The organism is Streptomyces milbemycinicus, assembly GCF_002154605.1.
Lineage (GTDB): Bacteria > Actinomycetota > Actinomycetes > Streptomycetales > Streptomycetaceae > Streptomyces > Streptomyces milbemycinicus.
The window spans coordinates 1-13,751 of record NZ_MUNE01000459.1; the positions used below are offsets into that span (position 1 = coordinate 1).

General features: G+C 70.1%; 17 protein-coding genes and 1 pseudogene. 10 read left to right on the forward strand and 8 right to left on the reverse strand.

Annotated elements, in window-relative coordinates; translation table 11 throughout:
- Positions 1 to 244 (reverse strand): hypothetical protein (locus CCN51_RS33275; RefSeq protein WP_086860448.1); only part of this gene is annotated, 244 nt, incomplete at its 3' end.
- A gap of 269 nt (positions 245 to 513) precedes the next feature.
- Between CCN51_RS33275 and CCN51_RS33280 the strand changes: the two genes are divergently transcribed.
- The 6 genes from CCN51_RS33280 to CCN51_RS33305 all read left to right on the forward strand — a co-directional run bounded on the left by CCN51_RS33280 (position 514) and on the right by CCN51_RS33305 (position 5,070).
- The gene (locus CCN51_RS33280) at positions 514 to 1,344 is read left to right on the forward strand and encodes a helix-turn-helix domain-containing protein (RefSeq protein ID WP_014174859.1); all 831 of its coding nucleotides are present in this window, start codon (positions 514 to 516) and stop codon (positions 1,342 to 1,344) included.
- Between the two features lie 13 nt (positions 1,345 to 1,357).
- Positions 1,358 to 1,561, forward strand: coding sequence for a DUF397 domain-containing protein (locus CCN51_RS33285; RefSeq protein WP_014174858.1), 204 nt, complete (start codon positions 1,358 to 1,360; stop codon positions 1,559 to 1,561).
- A 41-nt stretch (positions 1,562 to 1,602) separates the two neighbouring features.
- A complete protein-coding gene (locus tag CCN51_RS33290) occupies positions 1,603 to 2,532 on the forward strand; it encodes a hypothetical protein (RefSeq protein WP_014174857.1) in 930 nt (309 codons plus the stop codon).
- Positions 2,533 to 2,621: 89 nt separating this feature from the next.
- Entirely contained in the window at positions 2,622 to 3,197 is a 576-nt protein-coding gene (locus CCN51_RS33295) for a hypothetical protein (protein ID WP_043489520.1), read from the forward strand.
- 77 nt (positions 3,198 to 3,274) lie between these two features.
- Positions 3,275 to 4,408: a sensor histidine kinase gene (locus CCN51_RS33300; RefSeq protein ID WP_106436564.1), complete on the forward strand. Its 1,134-nt coding sequence runs from the start codon at positions 3,275 to 3,277 to the stop codon at positions 4,406 to 4,408.
- Complete coding sequence (locus CCN51_RS33305; RefSeq protein ID WP_014174854.1) at positions 4,405 to 5,070, forward strand: response regulator; 666 nt, start codon at positions 4,405 to 4,407, stop codon at positions 5,068 to 5,070. The genes CCN51_RS33300 and CCN51_RS33305 overlap by 4 nt, the downstream gene beginning before the upstream one ends.
- 10 nt (positions 5,071 to 5,080) lie before the next feature.
- Here the strand turns inward: CCN51_RS33305 and CCN51_RS54520 are convergent, their stop codons facing one another.
- The 5 genes from CCN51_RS54520 to CCN51_RS60210 form a co-directional block, all read right to left on the reverse strand.
- Complete coding sequence (locus tag CCN51_RS54520) at positions 5,081 to 5,707, reverse strand: hypothetical protein (RefSeq protein ID WP_143675963.1); 627 nt, start codon at positions 5,705 to 5,707, stop codon at positions 5,081 to 5,083.
- Positions 5,708 to 5,789: 82 nt separating this feature from the next.
- Positions 5,790 to 6,824: an ABC transporter substrate-binding protein gene (locus tag CCN51_RS33315; protein WP_014174852.1), complete on the reverse strand. Its 1,035-nt coding sequence runs from the start codon at positions 6,822 to 6,824 to the stop codon at positions 5,790 to 5,792.
- An 83-nt stretch (positions 6,825 to 6,907) separates the two neighbouring features.
- Positions 6,908 to 7,789, reverse strand: coding sequence for an ABC transporter ATP-binding protein (locus tag CCN51_RS33320; RefSeq protein WP_086860449.1), 882 nt, complete (start codon positions 7,787 to 7,789; stop codon positions 6,908 to 6,910).
- Positions 7,762 to 8,571, reverse strand: a complete 810-nt coding sequence (locus CCN51_RS33325; protein ID WP_014174850.1) for an ABC transporter permease — start codon at positions 8,569 to 8,571, stop codon at positions 7,762 to 7,764. Before CCN51_RS33325 ends, CCN51_RS33320 begins: the two co-directional genes overlap by 28 nt.
- Positions 8,572 to 8,702: 131 nt before the next feature.
- Positions 8,703 to 8,786, reverse strand: coding sequence for a putative leader peptide (locus CCN51_RS60210; protein ID WP_358647469.1), 84 nt, complete (start codon positions 8,784 to 8,786; stop codon positions 8,703 to 8,705).
- Positions 8,787 to 8,887: 101 nt separating this feature from the next.
- Here CCN51_RS60210 and CCN51_RS33330 point away from each other — a divergent pair, with 101 nt between their 5' ends.
- The 4 genes and pseudogenes from CCN51_RS33330 (at position 8,888) to CCN51_RS33345 (ending at position 12,352) form a co-directional block, all read left to right on the forward strand.
- Complete coding sequence (locus tag CCN51_RS33330; RefSeq protein ID WP_014174849.1) at positions 8,888 to 9,310, forward strand: YjbQ family protein; 423 nt, start codon at positions 8,888 to 8,890, stop codon at positions 9,308 to 9,310.
- An 85-nt stretch (positions 9,311 to 9,395) separates the two neighbouring features.
- Positions 9,396 to 10,847, forward strand: coding sequence for an amidase (locus CCN51_RS33335; RefSeq protein ID WP_086860451.1), 1,452 nt, complete (start codon positions 9,396 to 9,398; stop codon positions 10,845 to 10,847).
- A 31-nt stretch (positions 10,848 to 10,878) separates the two neighbouring features.
- Positions 10,879 to 11,154, forward strand: a pseudogene (locus CCN51_RS33340) (CHAT domain-containing protein); the annotation flags it as partial.
- 142 nt (positions 11,155 to 11,296) lie between these two features.
- Positions 11,297 to 12,352 (forward strand): LacI family DNA-binding transcriptional regulator, encoded by a 1,056-nt coding sequence (locus CCN51_RS33345; protein ID WP_014174847.1) that lies wholly within the window; start codon positions 11,297 to 11,299, stop codon positions 12,350 to 12,352.
- A 17-nt stretch (positions 12,353 to 12,369) separates the two neighbouring features.
- On the opposite strand, the gene CCN51_RS33350 is transcribed toward CCN51_RS33345, so the two are convergent.
- Together CCN51_RS33350 and CCN51_RS33355 are read right to left on the reverse strand one after the other, a co-directional pair.
- Positions 12,370 to 13,146 (reverse strand): class I SAM-dependent methyltransferase, encoded by a 777-nt coding sequence (locus tag CCN51_RS33350; RefSeq protein WP_014174846.1) that lies wholly within the window; start codon positions 13,144 to 13,146, stop codon positions 12,370 to 12,372.
- A gap of 146 nt (positions 13,147 to 13,292) precedes the next feature.
- A partial coding sequence (locus CCN51_RS33355) for an aminotransferase class V-fold PLP-dependent enzyme (protein WP_143675964.1) occupies positions 13,293 to 13,751 on the reverse strand: 459 nt, incomplete at its 5' end.

Here is a 13,751-nt window from a genome sequence, read left to right on the forward strand (position 1 = left end):
GCGCGTCGTGCAACGCCTCGGCCAGCCGGTGGGAGAGAAACCGGAGCTCCCGGGCGGACACATGGCGGGTGCGCAGCAGCTCGCGCGCATGCTTGAGGAGATCGCTGCCGGTGTTGAGCTGGACCTCCTCCATCTCATCGGCCAGCCTCGACAGGCGGCTGTTCGCGCCGCCGTCGGTGACGAGGTAGCAGGGCTGCCCGTTCGCTCCGGGCCAGGGGAGCAGGCGGGGACGGGATGCGGGCATGGCGGCTCCACGGTGTGCGAGGTGCTGGTGGGCTGGTGTTCGCTACGGCATGTGATGAAGCGGTAGCGGAAACAGCTTCGGGTCCGGGTGGGTTGGTGTGCAAGACCGATTGAATTTCTCACTTGAGATGGCATATGTGACCGAGTGGGCTCTTCTCCCCACCGGAACGACTGTCGGTGTCACACTCGGAACTCCCATCGCGGCACGGCAGGCTCGAAGCATCGGGAGGTAGGCTCGTGGCGGCACCAACAGGGCCCACGGTCCGTCGCATGCAACTCGGCTGGGAACTCCGACAGTTGCGGGAAAAGGTCGGATTCACCCTTGCGGAGGCGGTCGACGGGTTGACGTTTTCCACTTCGAAGCTCTATCGCGTTGAGAATGGGCTGACCGGACTCAAGGCCGCCGCCGAGTTACGGATCTTGCTGGACCGCTACGGTGTCGAGGACGAGGAAGACGTGGACTTCCTGGTCGGGATTCACCGCGAATCGCTCAATCGGGGCTGGTGGTCGATCTACCGCAACGTCATGCCGTCTGGGATGGCGTTGTACATCGGCCTGGAGAGCGGCATTCGCAGCAGTCGCGCCTGGCAGCCGAACGTGGTCTTCGGCCTGCTGCAAACCGAGAACTACGCTCGGGAGATGTTCCTCTCCTCGAAGCCGGTCCATGAGACGACGACCGAGTTCGTGGAGCGCCATACCCAGATTCGTGTGGAGCGGAAGAAGGCTCTGACCCGCAGGGACACCCCCCTTGAACTCTGGGCCATCCAGGACGAGGCCGCCCTGCGACGCGTGGTCGGTAGTCCAGACGTGATGCGTGAGCAGTACGAGGAGATCCTCAAGCTGGCGCAGCTCGACAATGTGACGGTTCAAATCCTGCCGATGGCCACGGCTACCTACCGATCTGCCTCGAATTTCAGCTTGATGGAATTCGGAGTTCCGCTGCCGACGGTCGTCCAAATCGACGCGGCCGAGGGTACGAAGATCAGCGACAAGGACACCGACGTCTGGTCCTTCTCCCGCAGGTTCGAGGCCCTGCGCGGGGCCGCTCTTGCCCCGGTTGAGACACCGGCGTTTCTGCAACAACTAGCACGAGAGATCTGACATGACACATCACATGGCATCCGACGTCGCCCCCGAGAGCGCGTGGTTCAAATCTTCCTACAGCCAGAACGAGGGCACAGTGTGCGTCGAGATCGCCCACCTCCCCCGTACCGCCCAAGTCGCCATCCGCGACTCCAAGGAGGGCGTGACCGGCCCCGCCCTGGTCGTCTCCGCCGCCGCCTGGGCCGCGTTCATCACTGGCGTACCGGGGCGGTAGGGTCCCACCTCTTGGGTGGGGCCGTCCCGGGAGGTTGTTCGATGGTGTCGAAGCGCGCGCGGTGGTGGGCTGCCGCCCTGCTGGCCGTAGGGGCGGTGACGGGCTGCAGCGCCGACACCGACGCGCCCTCGTCCCCGCGCGTGAAGGGAGTGCCGGAGGTCAAGGGCGAGAAGGACCTACCGGCCCTCCCGCTCGACAGTTACCGGCTCAGTGACGGGGACAACAAGCGGTTCAAGCAGGCGCAGGGCCGCCTGGCGCAGCGGTGTATGGCGGGCCTCGGATTCACCGACTTCCCCACCGATCCGAAGTCCCCGCGCTCTTCCGCGAGTTCGCTGCTGACCATCGTCGGTATGCCGACACCGCTTGGCCCGCTCGACCTCGACCGGGCCAAGCGGTGGGGCTACGGCTGGGAGCCGAAGGCCCGTAAGTCCTGGGAACCGACGGGAAGGGCGGCGACGGACACGGAATACGCCGTCCTCTACGGCATGTCCAGCAGCGAAGCCACGACGCCGAGCGGGCTCAAGCCCCCCAAGGGCGGTTGCGCGGGGCAGGCGAATCGGCAACTCCTCAAGGGCATTGAAGACAACAGACGCATGTGGACGTACCCCTCCGGGCGGGACGCCGGCCTGCAGAAGGCGGTGAAGAAGGACCGGCAGGTGCGCCGGGCCTTCGCCACCTGGGCGACGTGCGTCGTGGACAAGGGCGGCAAGAGGTTCGCGGATCCGATGGCCGCGTACAGCGACAAGGGGTGGCGGCGAGGCAAGGACGGCAACACCCCGCACACGCGGCGGGAGGTGGACACGGCCGTCGCCGACGTCGAGTGCAAGCGGGAGCAGAACACTCTCGGCGTGTGGTGGGCCGCCCTTGCCAAGCGTCAGCGCTCCGACATCCAGCGGAACAAGGACAAGTACGACGCGGTGCGCCGTGATCTGGACGTGCTGAGGGGCAACATACAAAGGGCTCTCGGCTGACCGGCGCCCAGCTCCGTCGTCCGGGGGAGAACGGAGATGGGTCCCGTCGGCGATGTGCGGCAACACCCGTCGCAATCATGATCGTCGGCATGAGCAAATCCTTCGCTTTCATTGCCGCACCGCTCCTGGTGACCGTCTACGGGCTCATCCGCATCCTGGACGGTCTGGATGGCGAGCGAGGCCCCGGTCTCGCCTGGATGACCGGTCACCTGGCCTTCCTCGCCGCGTTGCTGCTGTTCGTCCCGGTGTTCCTGGACCTGCGACGGCTGGCAGGCCGTGGCGGGTTCGCTACGTGGACGGTCGCCGTCGCCCTCGCCGGCACCGCCTGCAGCGTGGTCCAGATCGCCGTCGACATCGTCATCGGGGCATTGGCCACCGACCACGACGACATGCGGGCGATGTTCTCCGACGTCATCAAGGTCCCCGGGATGGACATCGTCGTCTACACGGTCGGACCCGTGCTGTTCTTTCTCGGCCTGGCTGTCGTGTTCTGTCAGCTCGCGGTGGCCCGGGCCGTTCCGGCATGGTGGGCGGCGTCCGTCGTGACGGGAGCGCTGGTATTGCCGGCCGGGCCCGATCTGCTGCCGGTCGCGGGCGTGTTGCTGTGCGCCGGACTGGTGCCGTTCGCCCGCCGCGTCGCCCGCGGCGAAGCGGTGCACGCCTGAGGTCCCGCCGAACGCCTCCCGTGGGAGAATTCACCCTCGTGTCCGCGCTGCCTGTCTTTCCACCGCTTCGCCGTCTGATGGATTCGTCATGGTCGGACGCGGGGCTCGCCACCGTCGCCACCGCCGCCCAGATCTCACCGCTGCTGTTCCTGCACAGCGACAGCGGGCGTCCCTGGCACTGGTGGGGCTATGTCGCGGCGGCCGGGGCGTCACTCCCGCTGGCGGCGCGGCGGCGCGCTCCGCTAGCGGTCCTGCTGGTCTGCGCCGCCTTCTCCAGCCTCTACGACCTCACCGACCTGGTCGCTCCGCAGCCGCTGTGGTACGCGCTCCTCATCGCGTTGTACGGGGTGGCGTCCGACTGCCCGTCCCGGGTCCGGATACCCGTGTTCCTGGGAATGTGTGCGGGCGGCCTCGCCACAGTCGGCTCGCCGGACACCGCGACGCGCGGTGTCGTGCTGTACGTCGCCGCCTATGCGCTCGGCCGGGCCTCGGCCGGGTCCCGTGCCCAGGCAGCCGTTCTCGCCGAACGCGCTGTCCGCCTCGAAAGCGAACGCCGGGCAGCCGAGGAACGCGCCGCCGAGCGTGAACGCGCACGCATCGCCCGGGACATGCACGACGTGCTGGCCCACTCGATCAGCCTCATGGTCGTCCAGGCCGAGGCGGGCCCGGTCGTGCTGGACACGGCCCCCGCCCGCGCCGCGGCCGCGTTCGGCGCGATCGCCGGCACCGGTCGCGAGGCCTTGGACCAGTTGCGCCGGATGCTCGCCGTGCTCAGGGACGAGGAGGGCACGCGAGCCCCGCAGCCGACGGTTCACGACCTGCCCGAGCTCACCCGGAAGGTGGCCCGAGCCGGCGTGGAGGTGCGCTGCACCACCGAAGGCGAGCCACGCCCGCTGCCCGCCGACTGCGGTGTCGCGGCCTACCGGATCGTGCAGGAGGCCCTGACCAACGTCGTCAAGCACGCCAGAGCGGACCGCGCCGAGGTACGGCTCAGCTGGCGTGACAACGGCCTGGAGATCCTCGTCGCCGACAACGGCCGTGGCGCGGGAACGAACCTGCCGTCCGGCGAGAACGGCCTGATCGGCATCCGCGAGCGGGCCGCCGCCTGCGGCGGGACCGCGACGGCGGGCCCTCGGGCGGACCGACTCCCAGGATTCGAAGTGAGAGCGCGGCTGCCCGTGGCCGCCCCGGAAATCGGAGCGGCATCATGACTATCCGTGTCGTGGTGGCCGACGATCAGGAGCTGGTCCGCGCCGGCTTCGCCATGATCCTGGCCGCGCAGCCAGGCATCGAGGTCGTCGCAGAGAGCGGCGACGGGTTCGAGGCGGTCGGCGCCGCCCGTGCGCACCGCCCCGATGTCGTCCTGCTCGACATCCGGATGCCGGGGATGGACGGTATCGAGGCAGCCCGGATCATCTGCGCCGAGACGGCCTGCCGGGTGATCATGCTGACCACTTTCGGGCAGGACGGCTACCTCTTCGACGCCCTGCGCGCGGGCGCGAGCGGCTTCCTGCTCAAGGATGTGCGGCGGGACGACCTCGTGCACGCCGTCCGAATGGTCGCGGCCGGCGACTCGCTGCTCGCCCCCTCCGTCACCCGCACCCTGATCGCCGCCTTCACCTCCGGCGCGGTGGTGCCACCACCGCGGACCGAACGACTGGACGTGCTCACTGCCCGCGAGCGAGAGACACTGCGGCTGCTCGGTTGCGGTCTGTCCAACGCGGAGATCGCAGCGGCCCTGGTGGTGAGCGAGCACACCGTGAAAACGCATGTCAGCAACATCCTCACCAAGCTCGGACTCCGCGACCGAGTCCAAGCCGTGATCGCCGCCTACGAGACCGGGATGGTGATCCCGGGCCGTTTCACCGACTGAAACCGGAACGTCAGCCGACGGCCCCCGGCTCGCTCGTCGCGCCGTCCTCGGGGGTGTCCGTGGTGGCGGGGCTGGGCGAGGCGGATGCGGAGGGGGTCGCCTTCGGCGGCTCCCAGGACGATGCCGAAGACGAGGCCGAGGCCGAGGAGGTGCCGGACGGCCCGGAGGTGTGGCGAGACGTGGTCGTGGTGGCCGTGGCCGAGGCTTTGGCCGAGGAGGAGGCCCGCCCGCTCGCCGTGGCCGTGGGCTTCTTGACGGAGGGCGACGGCCGGGCGGTGGGCGCGGTGACGGCGGCGCCGCTCGCGGAGGCCGAGGGGCCGAGGGACGGGGTGGACGATGCCGAATTCCCCTTGCCGGAACGGCCCTTATTGGACTGCTCGCTTTCCTTGGAAGTCGCCGAGCTCCCCGGGATCAGCGTTTCGGGGGCGAAGGGAGTGCCGCCCATGATGGCCACCGTGAGCACCGTGGCGTATCCGACGGAGGCGATTCCCGCGACCACGCCGACCCGCCGGAACAGACGGGCCCTGCGACCCGAGGAATCGACGAATACGGGCCCCTCGGAGCCGGTGGTACGGACACGGCGACGGGCACGCCGAGTGGGATCGGCGCGCCCCTCCGCCACGGGCTGCGACTTCATGACGGCACGTTAACAGAATTCTTCCCGGATAAAGCTATGGCCTTTCTTTGGCGGGCGAATTCCGAATTCTCATTTTTTCGGCTCAGCCCTTTCCGTAACTGCGTGGCGCCGTGCTGGAGGGCGGCAGACCGGCGTTGAATCGGGTGTCGACGTAATCGGCGAAGTCGAAGCGGCGCGGGATCAGCTTCAGCTTGGCGAAGGTGTCTGCGATCTTCTGTTCCGAGGCGATGGCGTCCTTGTCGACGGCCACATACACCCGGGTGCCGTTGGTCCGCTTCACCGAGTCCAGCGCCACCTCGTACGGCAGCCCGGTCTCCTTCGCCCAGAGCTTGGCCCACGCGTCCGGGTGCTTGTAGACCCAGTCCTGGGCGCGGCGCAGCCGCTTGAGGTAGTCGCCGATCGCCTTGGCCTTCTTCTTGTCGTCGAGCGAGGAGGGGTTGGCGACCTGGAAGTTGAGGCCGTTGACCACGCCCTGGCCGGTGGTGAGAATGCGGGCGTCCGCCGACCGAACCGCCTGTGAGGTGTACGGGTCCCAGATGGCCCAGGCGTCCACCCTGTCCCGGGTGAAGGCCGCGAGCGCGTCGGCGGGCTGGAGGAAGGTGACCTTGACGTCCTTGATCGACAGACCGGCCTTCGCAAGCGAGGCGACGAGCTGGTAGTGCGCCGAACTGCCCTGTGCGACGGCCACCGACTTGCCCTTGAGGTCGGCGACCTTCTTCAGCGGCGAGCCCTTCTTCGCCAGGATCGTCTCGCCGTCGGCGGTGCCGTGTTTGGCGGCCACCACCTTGATGTTGGAGTTGGCGGCCGCGGCGAAGACCGGCGGGGTGTTGCCCACCCCGCCGATGTCCACCGCCTTGGCGCTCACCGCCTCCAGGATCGGCGGCCCGGAGGTGAAGGTCGACCACCGGATCTTGTACGGCAGGTCGTCCAGCTCACCGGCGGCGCGCAGCACCGCCTCGTCGTTGCCCTTCTGGTCGCCGACCCGCAAGGTGAGATCGCCCTTGCCGTCGGTGTTCGAGCCCGCACCGCCCGAGTCGTCGGCGGACGAGGTGGCGGTGCAGGCGGCCAGCAGAAGGGCGAAGGGGAGGAGCAGGGCCGGGGCGATACGCCGTCTCATATCGGCAGATCCGTTCGTGAGGGTGGTTCGGATGGCGCGGGGGTGGGTGTGTGTCGATGTGGTGGGCCGGAGATGAGGGGGCGTCACGCGGCCTTGCGGGGTGATGCCGCGGGTGATGCGGCGGTGGCCGTTGTGGGAGCGGCTGTGGGAGCCGCTGTCGGAGCCACCACGCCCAGCCGGTCGAGGAGTTCGGCGCGCAGCTCCGCGAAGCGCGGATCGGAGATATCGCGCGGCCGGTCCAGGCCGATCTCCCGCTCGTACGCGATCACGCCGTGGTCCATGACCAGCACCCGGTCGGCGAGCAGCAGCGCCTCCTCGACGTCGTGCGTCACCAGCAGCACCGCACAGCCGCGCCGCTGCCACAGCTCGGCGACCAGCTGCTGCGCCTTGATGCGGGTGAGCGCGTCCAGCGCGCCGAACGGCTCGTCGAGCAGCAGCAGATCGGGCTCGCGCACCAGCGCGCGGGCGAGCGAGGCGCGCTGGGCCTCGCCGCCGGACAGCGTCTTGGGCCAGGCGGTCGACCGGTGGCCGAGGCCGACCTCCGCCAGCGCCCGCTCGGCGACCGCCCGCCCGGGGCGGCCGGGCAGCCCCAGCAGCACATTGCGCCAGACCCGCTTCCACGGCATCAGCCGCGGCGACTGGAAGGCGACCGCCTTGGTGCGCGGTACCAGCACCTCGCCCTCGATCTCCCGGTCGAGCCCGGCGAGAATGCGTAGCAGGGTGGACTTGCCGCAGCCGCTGTGGCCCAGCAGGGCGACGAACTCGCCGGGGCGCACGGTCAGTTCCAGCCGGTCGATCACGGCGCGGCCGTCGAAGGTCCGGGTCAGCCCGTGGACCCGTACGGCGGCGGGCGCGTCGGGTCCGGCGGGGGCATCGGCAGGCCCATCGGCAGGCCCATCGGCGGGGATCTCGGCGGGCGTTTCCTTTTCGACCGGGCCTATTTGCCCGTGAAGCTCGGTCGCCATTGCAGCAGCAGCCTCTCAAGAGTACGGACGATGAAATCGGCGAGCAGGCCGAGCGCGGCGTAGACGATCAGGCAGACCACGATCACATCGGTCTGGAAGAACTCCCGTGCCCGGTTGAGCAGAAAGCCGATTCCGTCGTCGGCGTTGATCGTCTCGCCGAAGACCAGCGCCAGCCAGGCGGTGGCGAGCGAGTACCGCAGCCCGGTCATCGCCCCCGGCAGGGCCCCGGGCAGCACCACATGGCGGATCAGCCCCCAGCGGCCGAGCCCGAGCGAGGTTCCGGCCTCGATCAGCTGGGCGTCGACCCCGCGGATGCCCGCGTAGACGTTCAAGTACAGATGGAAGGTCACACCGAGCGAGATGAGGGCGATCTTCGGCGCCTCGCCGATGCCCAGCCAGATGATGAACAGGGGGATCATCCCGACCCAGGGAATGGTGCGCAGCATCTGCACCGTCGCGTCGACCAGGTCCTCGCCCAGCCGGGACAGCCCCGAGACAAGGGCGAGCGACACCCCGGCCACCGCGCCGATCAGCAGCCCGACCAGCACCCGTTGCACCGACACCAGCATGGCGTGCGGCAGGGTGCCGTCCCCGATCAGGTCGGAGGCGGTGCGGGCGATGGTGCCGGGGGAGGCGAGGGTGTCGGGGGACAGCACACCGGTGGCGCTGCACACCTGCCAGGCGATGAGCAGGACGAGGGGACCGGTCGTACGGCGCAGCCACCGGGGCACGGTGCGGCGGCGCGCGGACAGCGGAACGACCGGTTCGAGAACCGGGGACATGAAGGCTCCACAAACGGGGTGGGCGAAGCGGGAACGGTGGAGGAACGTGCTGGGAACGCGCGGGAGGAGCAGCGCGGTGAGCGGTAAGAAGCGTCGGCGCAGGCGTGCTTACGCGCGACGTCGTGACAGGATCAGCAGCCGCCGGGACACGCGGCGGAGGCCACCCGCAGCAGGTCGATATGACCGCGCGTGGTGAGCAAGGCTGACGTAGACATGCCCTTGAACGTAGCGAGGGCGTCCGGATCCGGTCAATGGCGTCTTGCCACTCGGACCTTTGTTGCGGCGGTTTTACGGGCGGACGTACGAGGATGGAGCCATGACCCAGACCTTCCGCACCCACATCCTTCGGATCACCACGGGCTCCACCGAGCGGGTCGCCGATCTCACGGCCGACTGCGAGGCGTATCTGAGGGAGGTGAGCCAGGGCCGGGACGGGCTGCTCAATGTCTTCGTCCCCCATGCCACCGCCGGTATCGCGATCCTGGAGACGGGCGCGGGAAGCGACACCGACCTGCTCGCCGCGCTGCGTGAGCTGCTGCCCGCCGACGACCGCTGGCACCACCGCCACGGCAGCCCCGGCCACGGCCGCGACCATGTGCTCCCCGCGATCGTCCCCCCGCACGCCACGCTCCCGGTCATCGGCGGCCGGATGGCGCTCGGCACCTGGCAGTCCGTATGCCTCGTCGACACCAACAAGGACAACCCCGACCGCCAGGTGCGGCTCAGCTTCCTGGCGTGAGTGCCTTCCCGTACTCCATGCGCCACATGCCGTTGCGCGAAGCGGCATTTCATGACCTGTTCCAGAGGCCAGTACGGTCCGGTTCATGGAGTGGAATTTTCAGACGGCCGAAAAACTCGCGGCTGCCTTGCGCGCCGGTGAAGTGATCTCGGCGGAACTGACCGACGAGGCGATCGCCGGTATCGAGCGGGACGACAAGACGATCAACGCGATCTGTGTGCCGGACTTCGACCGTGCACGGGCCGCCGCGCGCGGTGCCGACCAGGCGCGCGCCCGCGGTGAGGACCGGCCGCTGCTGGGTATTCCGGTGACGGTCAAAGAGTCCTACAACATCGCCGGGCTGCCCACGACCTGGGGCATGCCGCCGCAGGCGAACTTTATGCCGGCCGAGGACGCGGTCCAGGTGTCGCGGCTCAAGGCCGCGGGCGCGGTGGTGCTCGGTAAGACCAATGTGCCGGTGGGGCTGCAAGATATCCAGAGCTTCAACGAGATCTACGGCACCACCAACAACCCGTGGGATCACGGTCGCACGTCGGGTGGGTCCTCGGGCGGATCAGCGGCGGCCCTGGCGTCCGGGTTCGGCGCGCTGTCCATCGGCTCCGACCTCGCCGGCTCGTTGCGCACCCCCGCGCATTTCTGCGGCATCTACGCGCACAAGCCGACACTCGGACTGGCGGCAACCCGCGGCATGGTCGCGCCGCCGGCACCGCCATTGCCGGTCGACCTCGACCTCGCCGTCGTCGGTCCGATGGCGCGCACCGCCCGCGACCTCACGCTCCTGCTCGACGTCATGGCCGGACCGGACCCGCTGACGCACGGTGTGGCGTACGACGTGACGCTGCCGCCCGCGCGCCACGAGCGGCTCGGCGACTTCCGAGTCCTGGTCCTCGAGGAGCATCCGCTCATTCCGACCGGGTCCGCCGTGCGGGCGGGCGTGAACCGGGTGGCCGACGCGCTTGTCGATGGTGGCGCCCGCGTCGAACGGCACAGTCCGCTGCTGCCCGATCTGACCGAAGCCGCGGCGCTCTACACGCAGTTGCTTTTTTCGGGCTCTGTTGCGCGTTTTCCTGTCGAGGCGTACGAGCAGCTGCGGACCCGCGCCGCCGGACTGAGCGCGGACGACCAGAGCCTCGATGCGGCGCGGCTGCGTGGCATGGTGTTCAGCCACCGCGACTGGATCGAGGCGAACAGCCGTCGCGAGCTCCACCGCCACGGCTGGCGGCAGCTCTTCGCCGAGTTCGACGCGGTGGTGTGTCCCATCACGCCCACTCCCGCGTTTCCGCACGACCACAACCCCAATCCGCTGGAACGCCGGATCGACATCGACGGCGTCGAGTACCCGTACTTCGACCAGCTCGTCTGGGCCGGTGTCGCCACCATGCCCGGCCTGCCCGCCACCGCCGTACCGGCGGGCCGGTCCCCCGAGGGTCTGCCGGTGGGAGTGCAGCTCATCGGTCCGATGTTCGAGGACCGCACCCCGCTGCGCCTGGCCGAACTGCTCGAACAGAAGATCGGCGGCTTCCGGGCACCGGAGTAGGGCGGAACATGGCGGACGGATCGGGCGGGCCCAGGACGGGGCCTCGGTGCTGATGATGGCGGTGTTCCACCACTACCTGACCGTCGAGGGGCAGGGACCGGCGGACGCGCTCAGGGCCGCGCAGCTGTGGATGCTCGACCCGGACCGTGAAAATCCGGGCTCGCTGACCGGCGAGCTGCTGCGCGAGATCCGGCGCCCGGGGCTCGAACGGCTACCGGTCTGGGCGGCGTTCATCCACCAGGGGCACCCAGGTCCAGGACGTGCGGCGGCGGCGACGCGGTCCGCCTCCGCGAAGGGAGCCGTATGAACCCGGAACAGCTGCTCGGCCTCGTCCGCGAACACTGGGACAGCATCCCCGACCGCCAGGTGCGGCTCAGCTTCCTGGGCTGAGGCGACCGGGCGACACAATGGTCGCGGATACGTATGCGGCGAGGAGAGCGGGGAGCGAGATGGCGGCAAAGGGGCGGGTCACGATCCGCGAGGTGGCGGAGCGGGCGGGCGTGTCCGTGGCCACGGTCTCGCGTGTGCTGAGCGGGAACTACCCGGTCCCGCCGGCCACCCGTACCCGGGTCATGCGCGCGGCGCGGGCCCTGGACTACGTGGCCAACGCCCATGCCCGCGCCCTGGTCGGAGGCGGCCGCAAGATGGTCGCGGTCGTGCTGCGCCAGGTCACCAGCCCCTTCTACGCACAGGTGGCCGAGGGCGTGGAGGCGGAGGCGGCCGCGCGCGGCTGGCTGTGCCTGGTGGGCACCACGGGCGGCAACCCCCAGCGCGAGCTGGAGATTGTGCAGCTCATGCGGGAGGAGGGCGCCCGGCTGGTGATCCTGGTGGGCGGGGTGGTCGAGGACGACGCCTACCGTGAGCGCGTCGCCCACTACGCGCAGGCCCTCGACTCCTCCGGCGCCCGGCTCGTGCTGTGCGGACGGCCCGCGCCGGACCCGGACATCCCGGCGCTCGTCGTCGAGTTCGACAACGAGGCCGGGGCCCACGCCATCACCGGACATCTGCTCTCCGCAGGCCACCGCGGGATCGTCTTTCTCGGCGGGCTGCCCGGCAACACGGCCCTGGACGCACGCGTCGCCGGCTACCGGGCCGCCCTCGCCCAGCACGGTCTGCCGACCGAGGCGGCGCAGGTCGTCGACTGCGGCCTGGGCCGTACCGCCGGACACCGCGCCATGGCCGAACTCCTCGCTGACACACGGGAGTTCACGGCCGTGTTCGCCGGGGACGACATGGTGGCCGCCGGGGCCCTGCGCGCCATCGCCGAGGCGGGTCTGCGCGTCCCCGACGACATCTCCGTCGTCGGCTACAACGACATCCCGCTCGCCGAGGACTTCAACCCCCCGCTCACCACGGTCCGCACCCCCGCCGAGGAACTTGGCCGCGCCGCCGTACGCATCGCCCTGCACGACCCCGAACACGCCGCGGGCGCCCACCATGTGCTCGGCACCCACATCGTCGTACGCGACAGCGTCGCCGCGCCACCGTCGGGGCGCGCCCGCTGACCATGCCGCCGCTGGGGTCAGGGGCGGACGGCGACGAGGACATGGCTGTCCCCGAACTGCCAGACCGGCCCGGCCTGGGCGAACCCCGCCTGCCGTAGCAGCGCGATGTGCCGGGACAGACACAGGCCGTTGTGGCCGACCCCCGCGTCCTGCCGGTGTGCTGGTTGCCGGCTCTTGTGGCGCTCGGCGAGCACCCCGGCCAGCTCCGGGTCCTCGGCCGTGGCGGCCCACCAGGACTCCCAGTCCTCGTGGGCGAACGCGCGCAGCCGCTCGGAGCGCCGCGCCCCGACATGGGCGGCGATCCGCGCCGGCTGGGTGTCGTCCGGCGGGAAGTGATCGGCGTTGACGAGGACGCCGCCGGGGCGCAGCAGGGCGGCGAGCCGCTGGTAGGTCCGGCGCAGCGACTCCTCGGTGAGGCAGTGCAGCGCCGTCGTGGAGACCGCGGCGTCCAGGGGGCCGGGCAGGCCCAGTACGTCGGTCCACCCCGGCTCGCCGATGACCGCCTCGACATAGCGGGCCGCGGCGGCGTGGCGGGTGCGGGCGAGGGCCAGCAGCAGGGGGTCACGGTCCACCGCGACGATCTCCGCGGTCGGCATCCGCTCGGCCAGCCGCGCGGTCAGCGACCCGGGGCCGCAGCCGAGGTCGACGATCAGCGGGTGCGGCCGGTCCGCCGTGCTGTGCTGCACGACGTCGGCGATCACGGTGAACCGTTCCTCGCGGTCGACGGCGTAGCGCTGCTGCTGACGCTCCCAGCGCCCTACCCACCGCTCGGCCGCGGCCCTGCTCAGCCCCATCGGGTCGTACCACCTTGCTGTTCTCTCCGCGCCTGAGTGCGTGTTTGTGTCTGGGCGGGACGATCCCGAAGCCTACAGATGGAAACGGTTCCCATTCACATCTGGGCAGAGAATTCACCCGATTCGCTGAGTTTCATCCCTGAGTTTCACTGAAGTCCGCGCAACACGTCGAGCAGCCGCTCGATCTCCTCAGGGGTGTTGTGCAGGTGCAGACTCACCCGCACCGACCCGGTCCGCTCGCCCGCGCTGCCCTGGCAGTGGCTGTCGGAGCGGACCATGAAGCCATGGCTGAAGAGGATGAACCCCAGGTCGCCGGAGGTGATGTCGCGATGCCGGAAGGCGACGATGCCCTGGCGCCGCTGCACGGTCGAGTCCGCGGCGAGACTGGTCCGGCAGCCCAGCACCTCGTACGCGTCCAACTGCCGCAGTCCGTCGGTCAGCCGGGTCGCCAGGGCCGTGGCCCAGCGTTCGATCCGGTCGAGGCCCGCCGCGTCCAGCCAGTCGAGCGCGGCGGCCAGGGAGACGATGCCCGCGGTGTTGGGGGTGCCGCTCCAGCCGCCGGGCCGGAACGTCGGCCCGCGCGACTGCCGGGCCCAGACCGCGCC

Coding starts and splice junctions, on each gene's coding strand:
- CCN51_RS33280 (WP_014174859.1), top strand. CDS start 514: ATGCAACTCGGCTGGGAACTCCGACAGTTGCGGGAAAAGGTCGGATTC.
- CCN51_RS33285 (WP_014174858.1), top strand. CDS start 1,358: ATGGCATCCGACGTCGCCCCCGAGAGCGCGTGGTTCAAATCTTCCTAC.
- CCN51_RS33290 (WP_014174857.1), top strand. CDS start 1,603: ATGGTGTCGAAGCGCGCGCGGTGGTGGGCTGCCGCCCTGCTGGCCGTA.
- CCN51_RS33295 (WP_043489520.1), top strand. CDS start 2,622: ATGAGCAAATCCTTCGCTTTCATTGCCGCACCGCTCCTGGTGACCGTC.
- CCN51_RS33300 (WP_106436564.1), top strand. CDS start 3,275: ATGGATTCGTCATGGTCGGACGCGGGGCTCGCCACCGTCGCCACCGCC.
- CCN51_RS33305 (WP_014174854.1), top strand. CDS start 4,405: ATGACTATCCGTGTCGTGGTGGCCGACGATCAGGAGCTGGTCCGCGCC.
- CCN51_RS54520 (WP_143675963.1), bottom strand. CDS start 5,707: ATGAAGTCGCAGCCCGTGGCGGAGGGGCGCGCCGATCCCACTCGGCGT.
- CCN51_RS33315 (WP_014174852.1), bottom strand. CDS start 6,824: ATGAGACGGCGTATCGCCCCGGCCCTGCTCCTCCCCTTCGCCCTTCTG.
- CCN51_RS33320 (WP_086860449.1), bottom strand. CDS start 7,789: ATGGCGACCGAGCTTCACGGGCAAATAGGCCCGGTCGAAAAGGAAACG.
- CCN51_RS33325 (WP_014174850.1), bottom strand. CDS start 8,571: ATGTCCCCGGTTCTCGAACCGGTCGTTCCGCTGTCCGCGCGCCGCCGC.
- CCN51_RS60210 (WP_358647469.1), bottom strand. CDS start 8,786: ATGTCTACGTCAGCCTTGCTCACCACGCGCGGTCATATCGACCTGCTG.
- CCN51_RS33330 (WP_014174849.1), top strand. CDS start 8,888: ATGACCCAGACCTTCCGCACCCACATCCTTCGGATCACCACGGGCTCC.
- CCN51_RS33335 (WP_086860451.1), top strand. CDS start 9,396: ATGGAGTGGAATTTTCAGACGGCCGAAAAACTCGCGGCTGCCTTGCGC.
- CCN51_RS33345 (WP_014174847.1), top strand. CDS start 11,297: ATGGCGGCAAAGGGGCGGGTCACGATCCGCGAGGTGGCGGAGCGGGCG.
- CCN51_RS33350 (WP_014174846.1), bottom strand. CDS start 13,146: ATGGGGCTGAGCAGGGCCGCGGCCGAGCGGTGGGTAGGGCGCTGGGAG.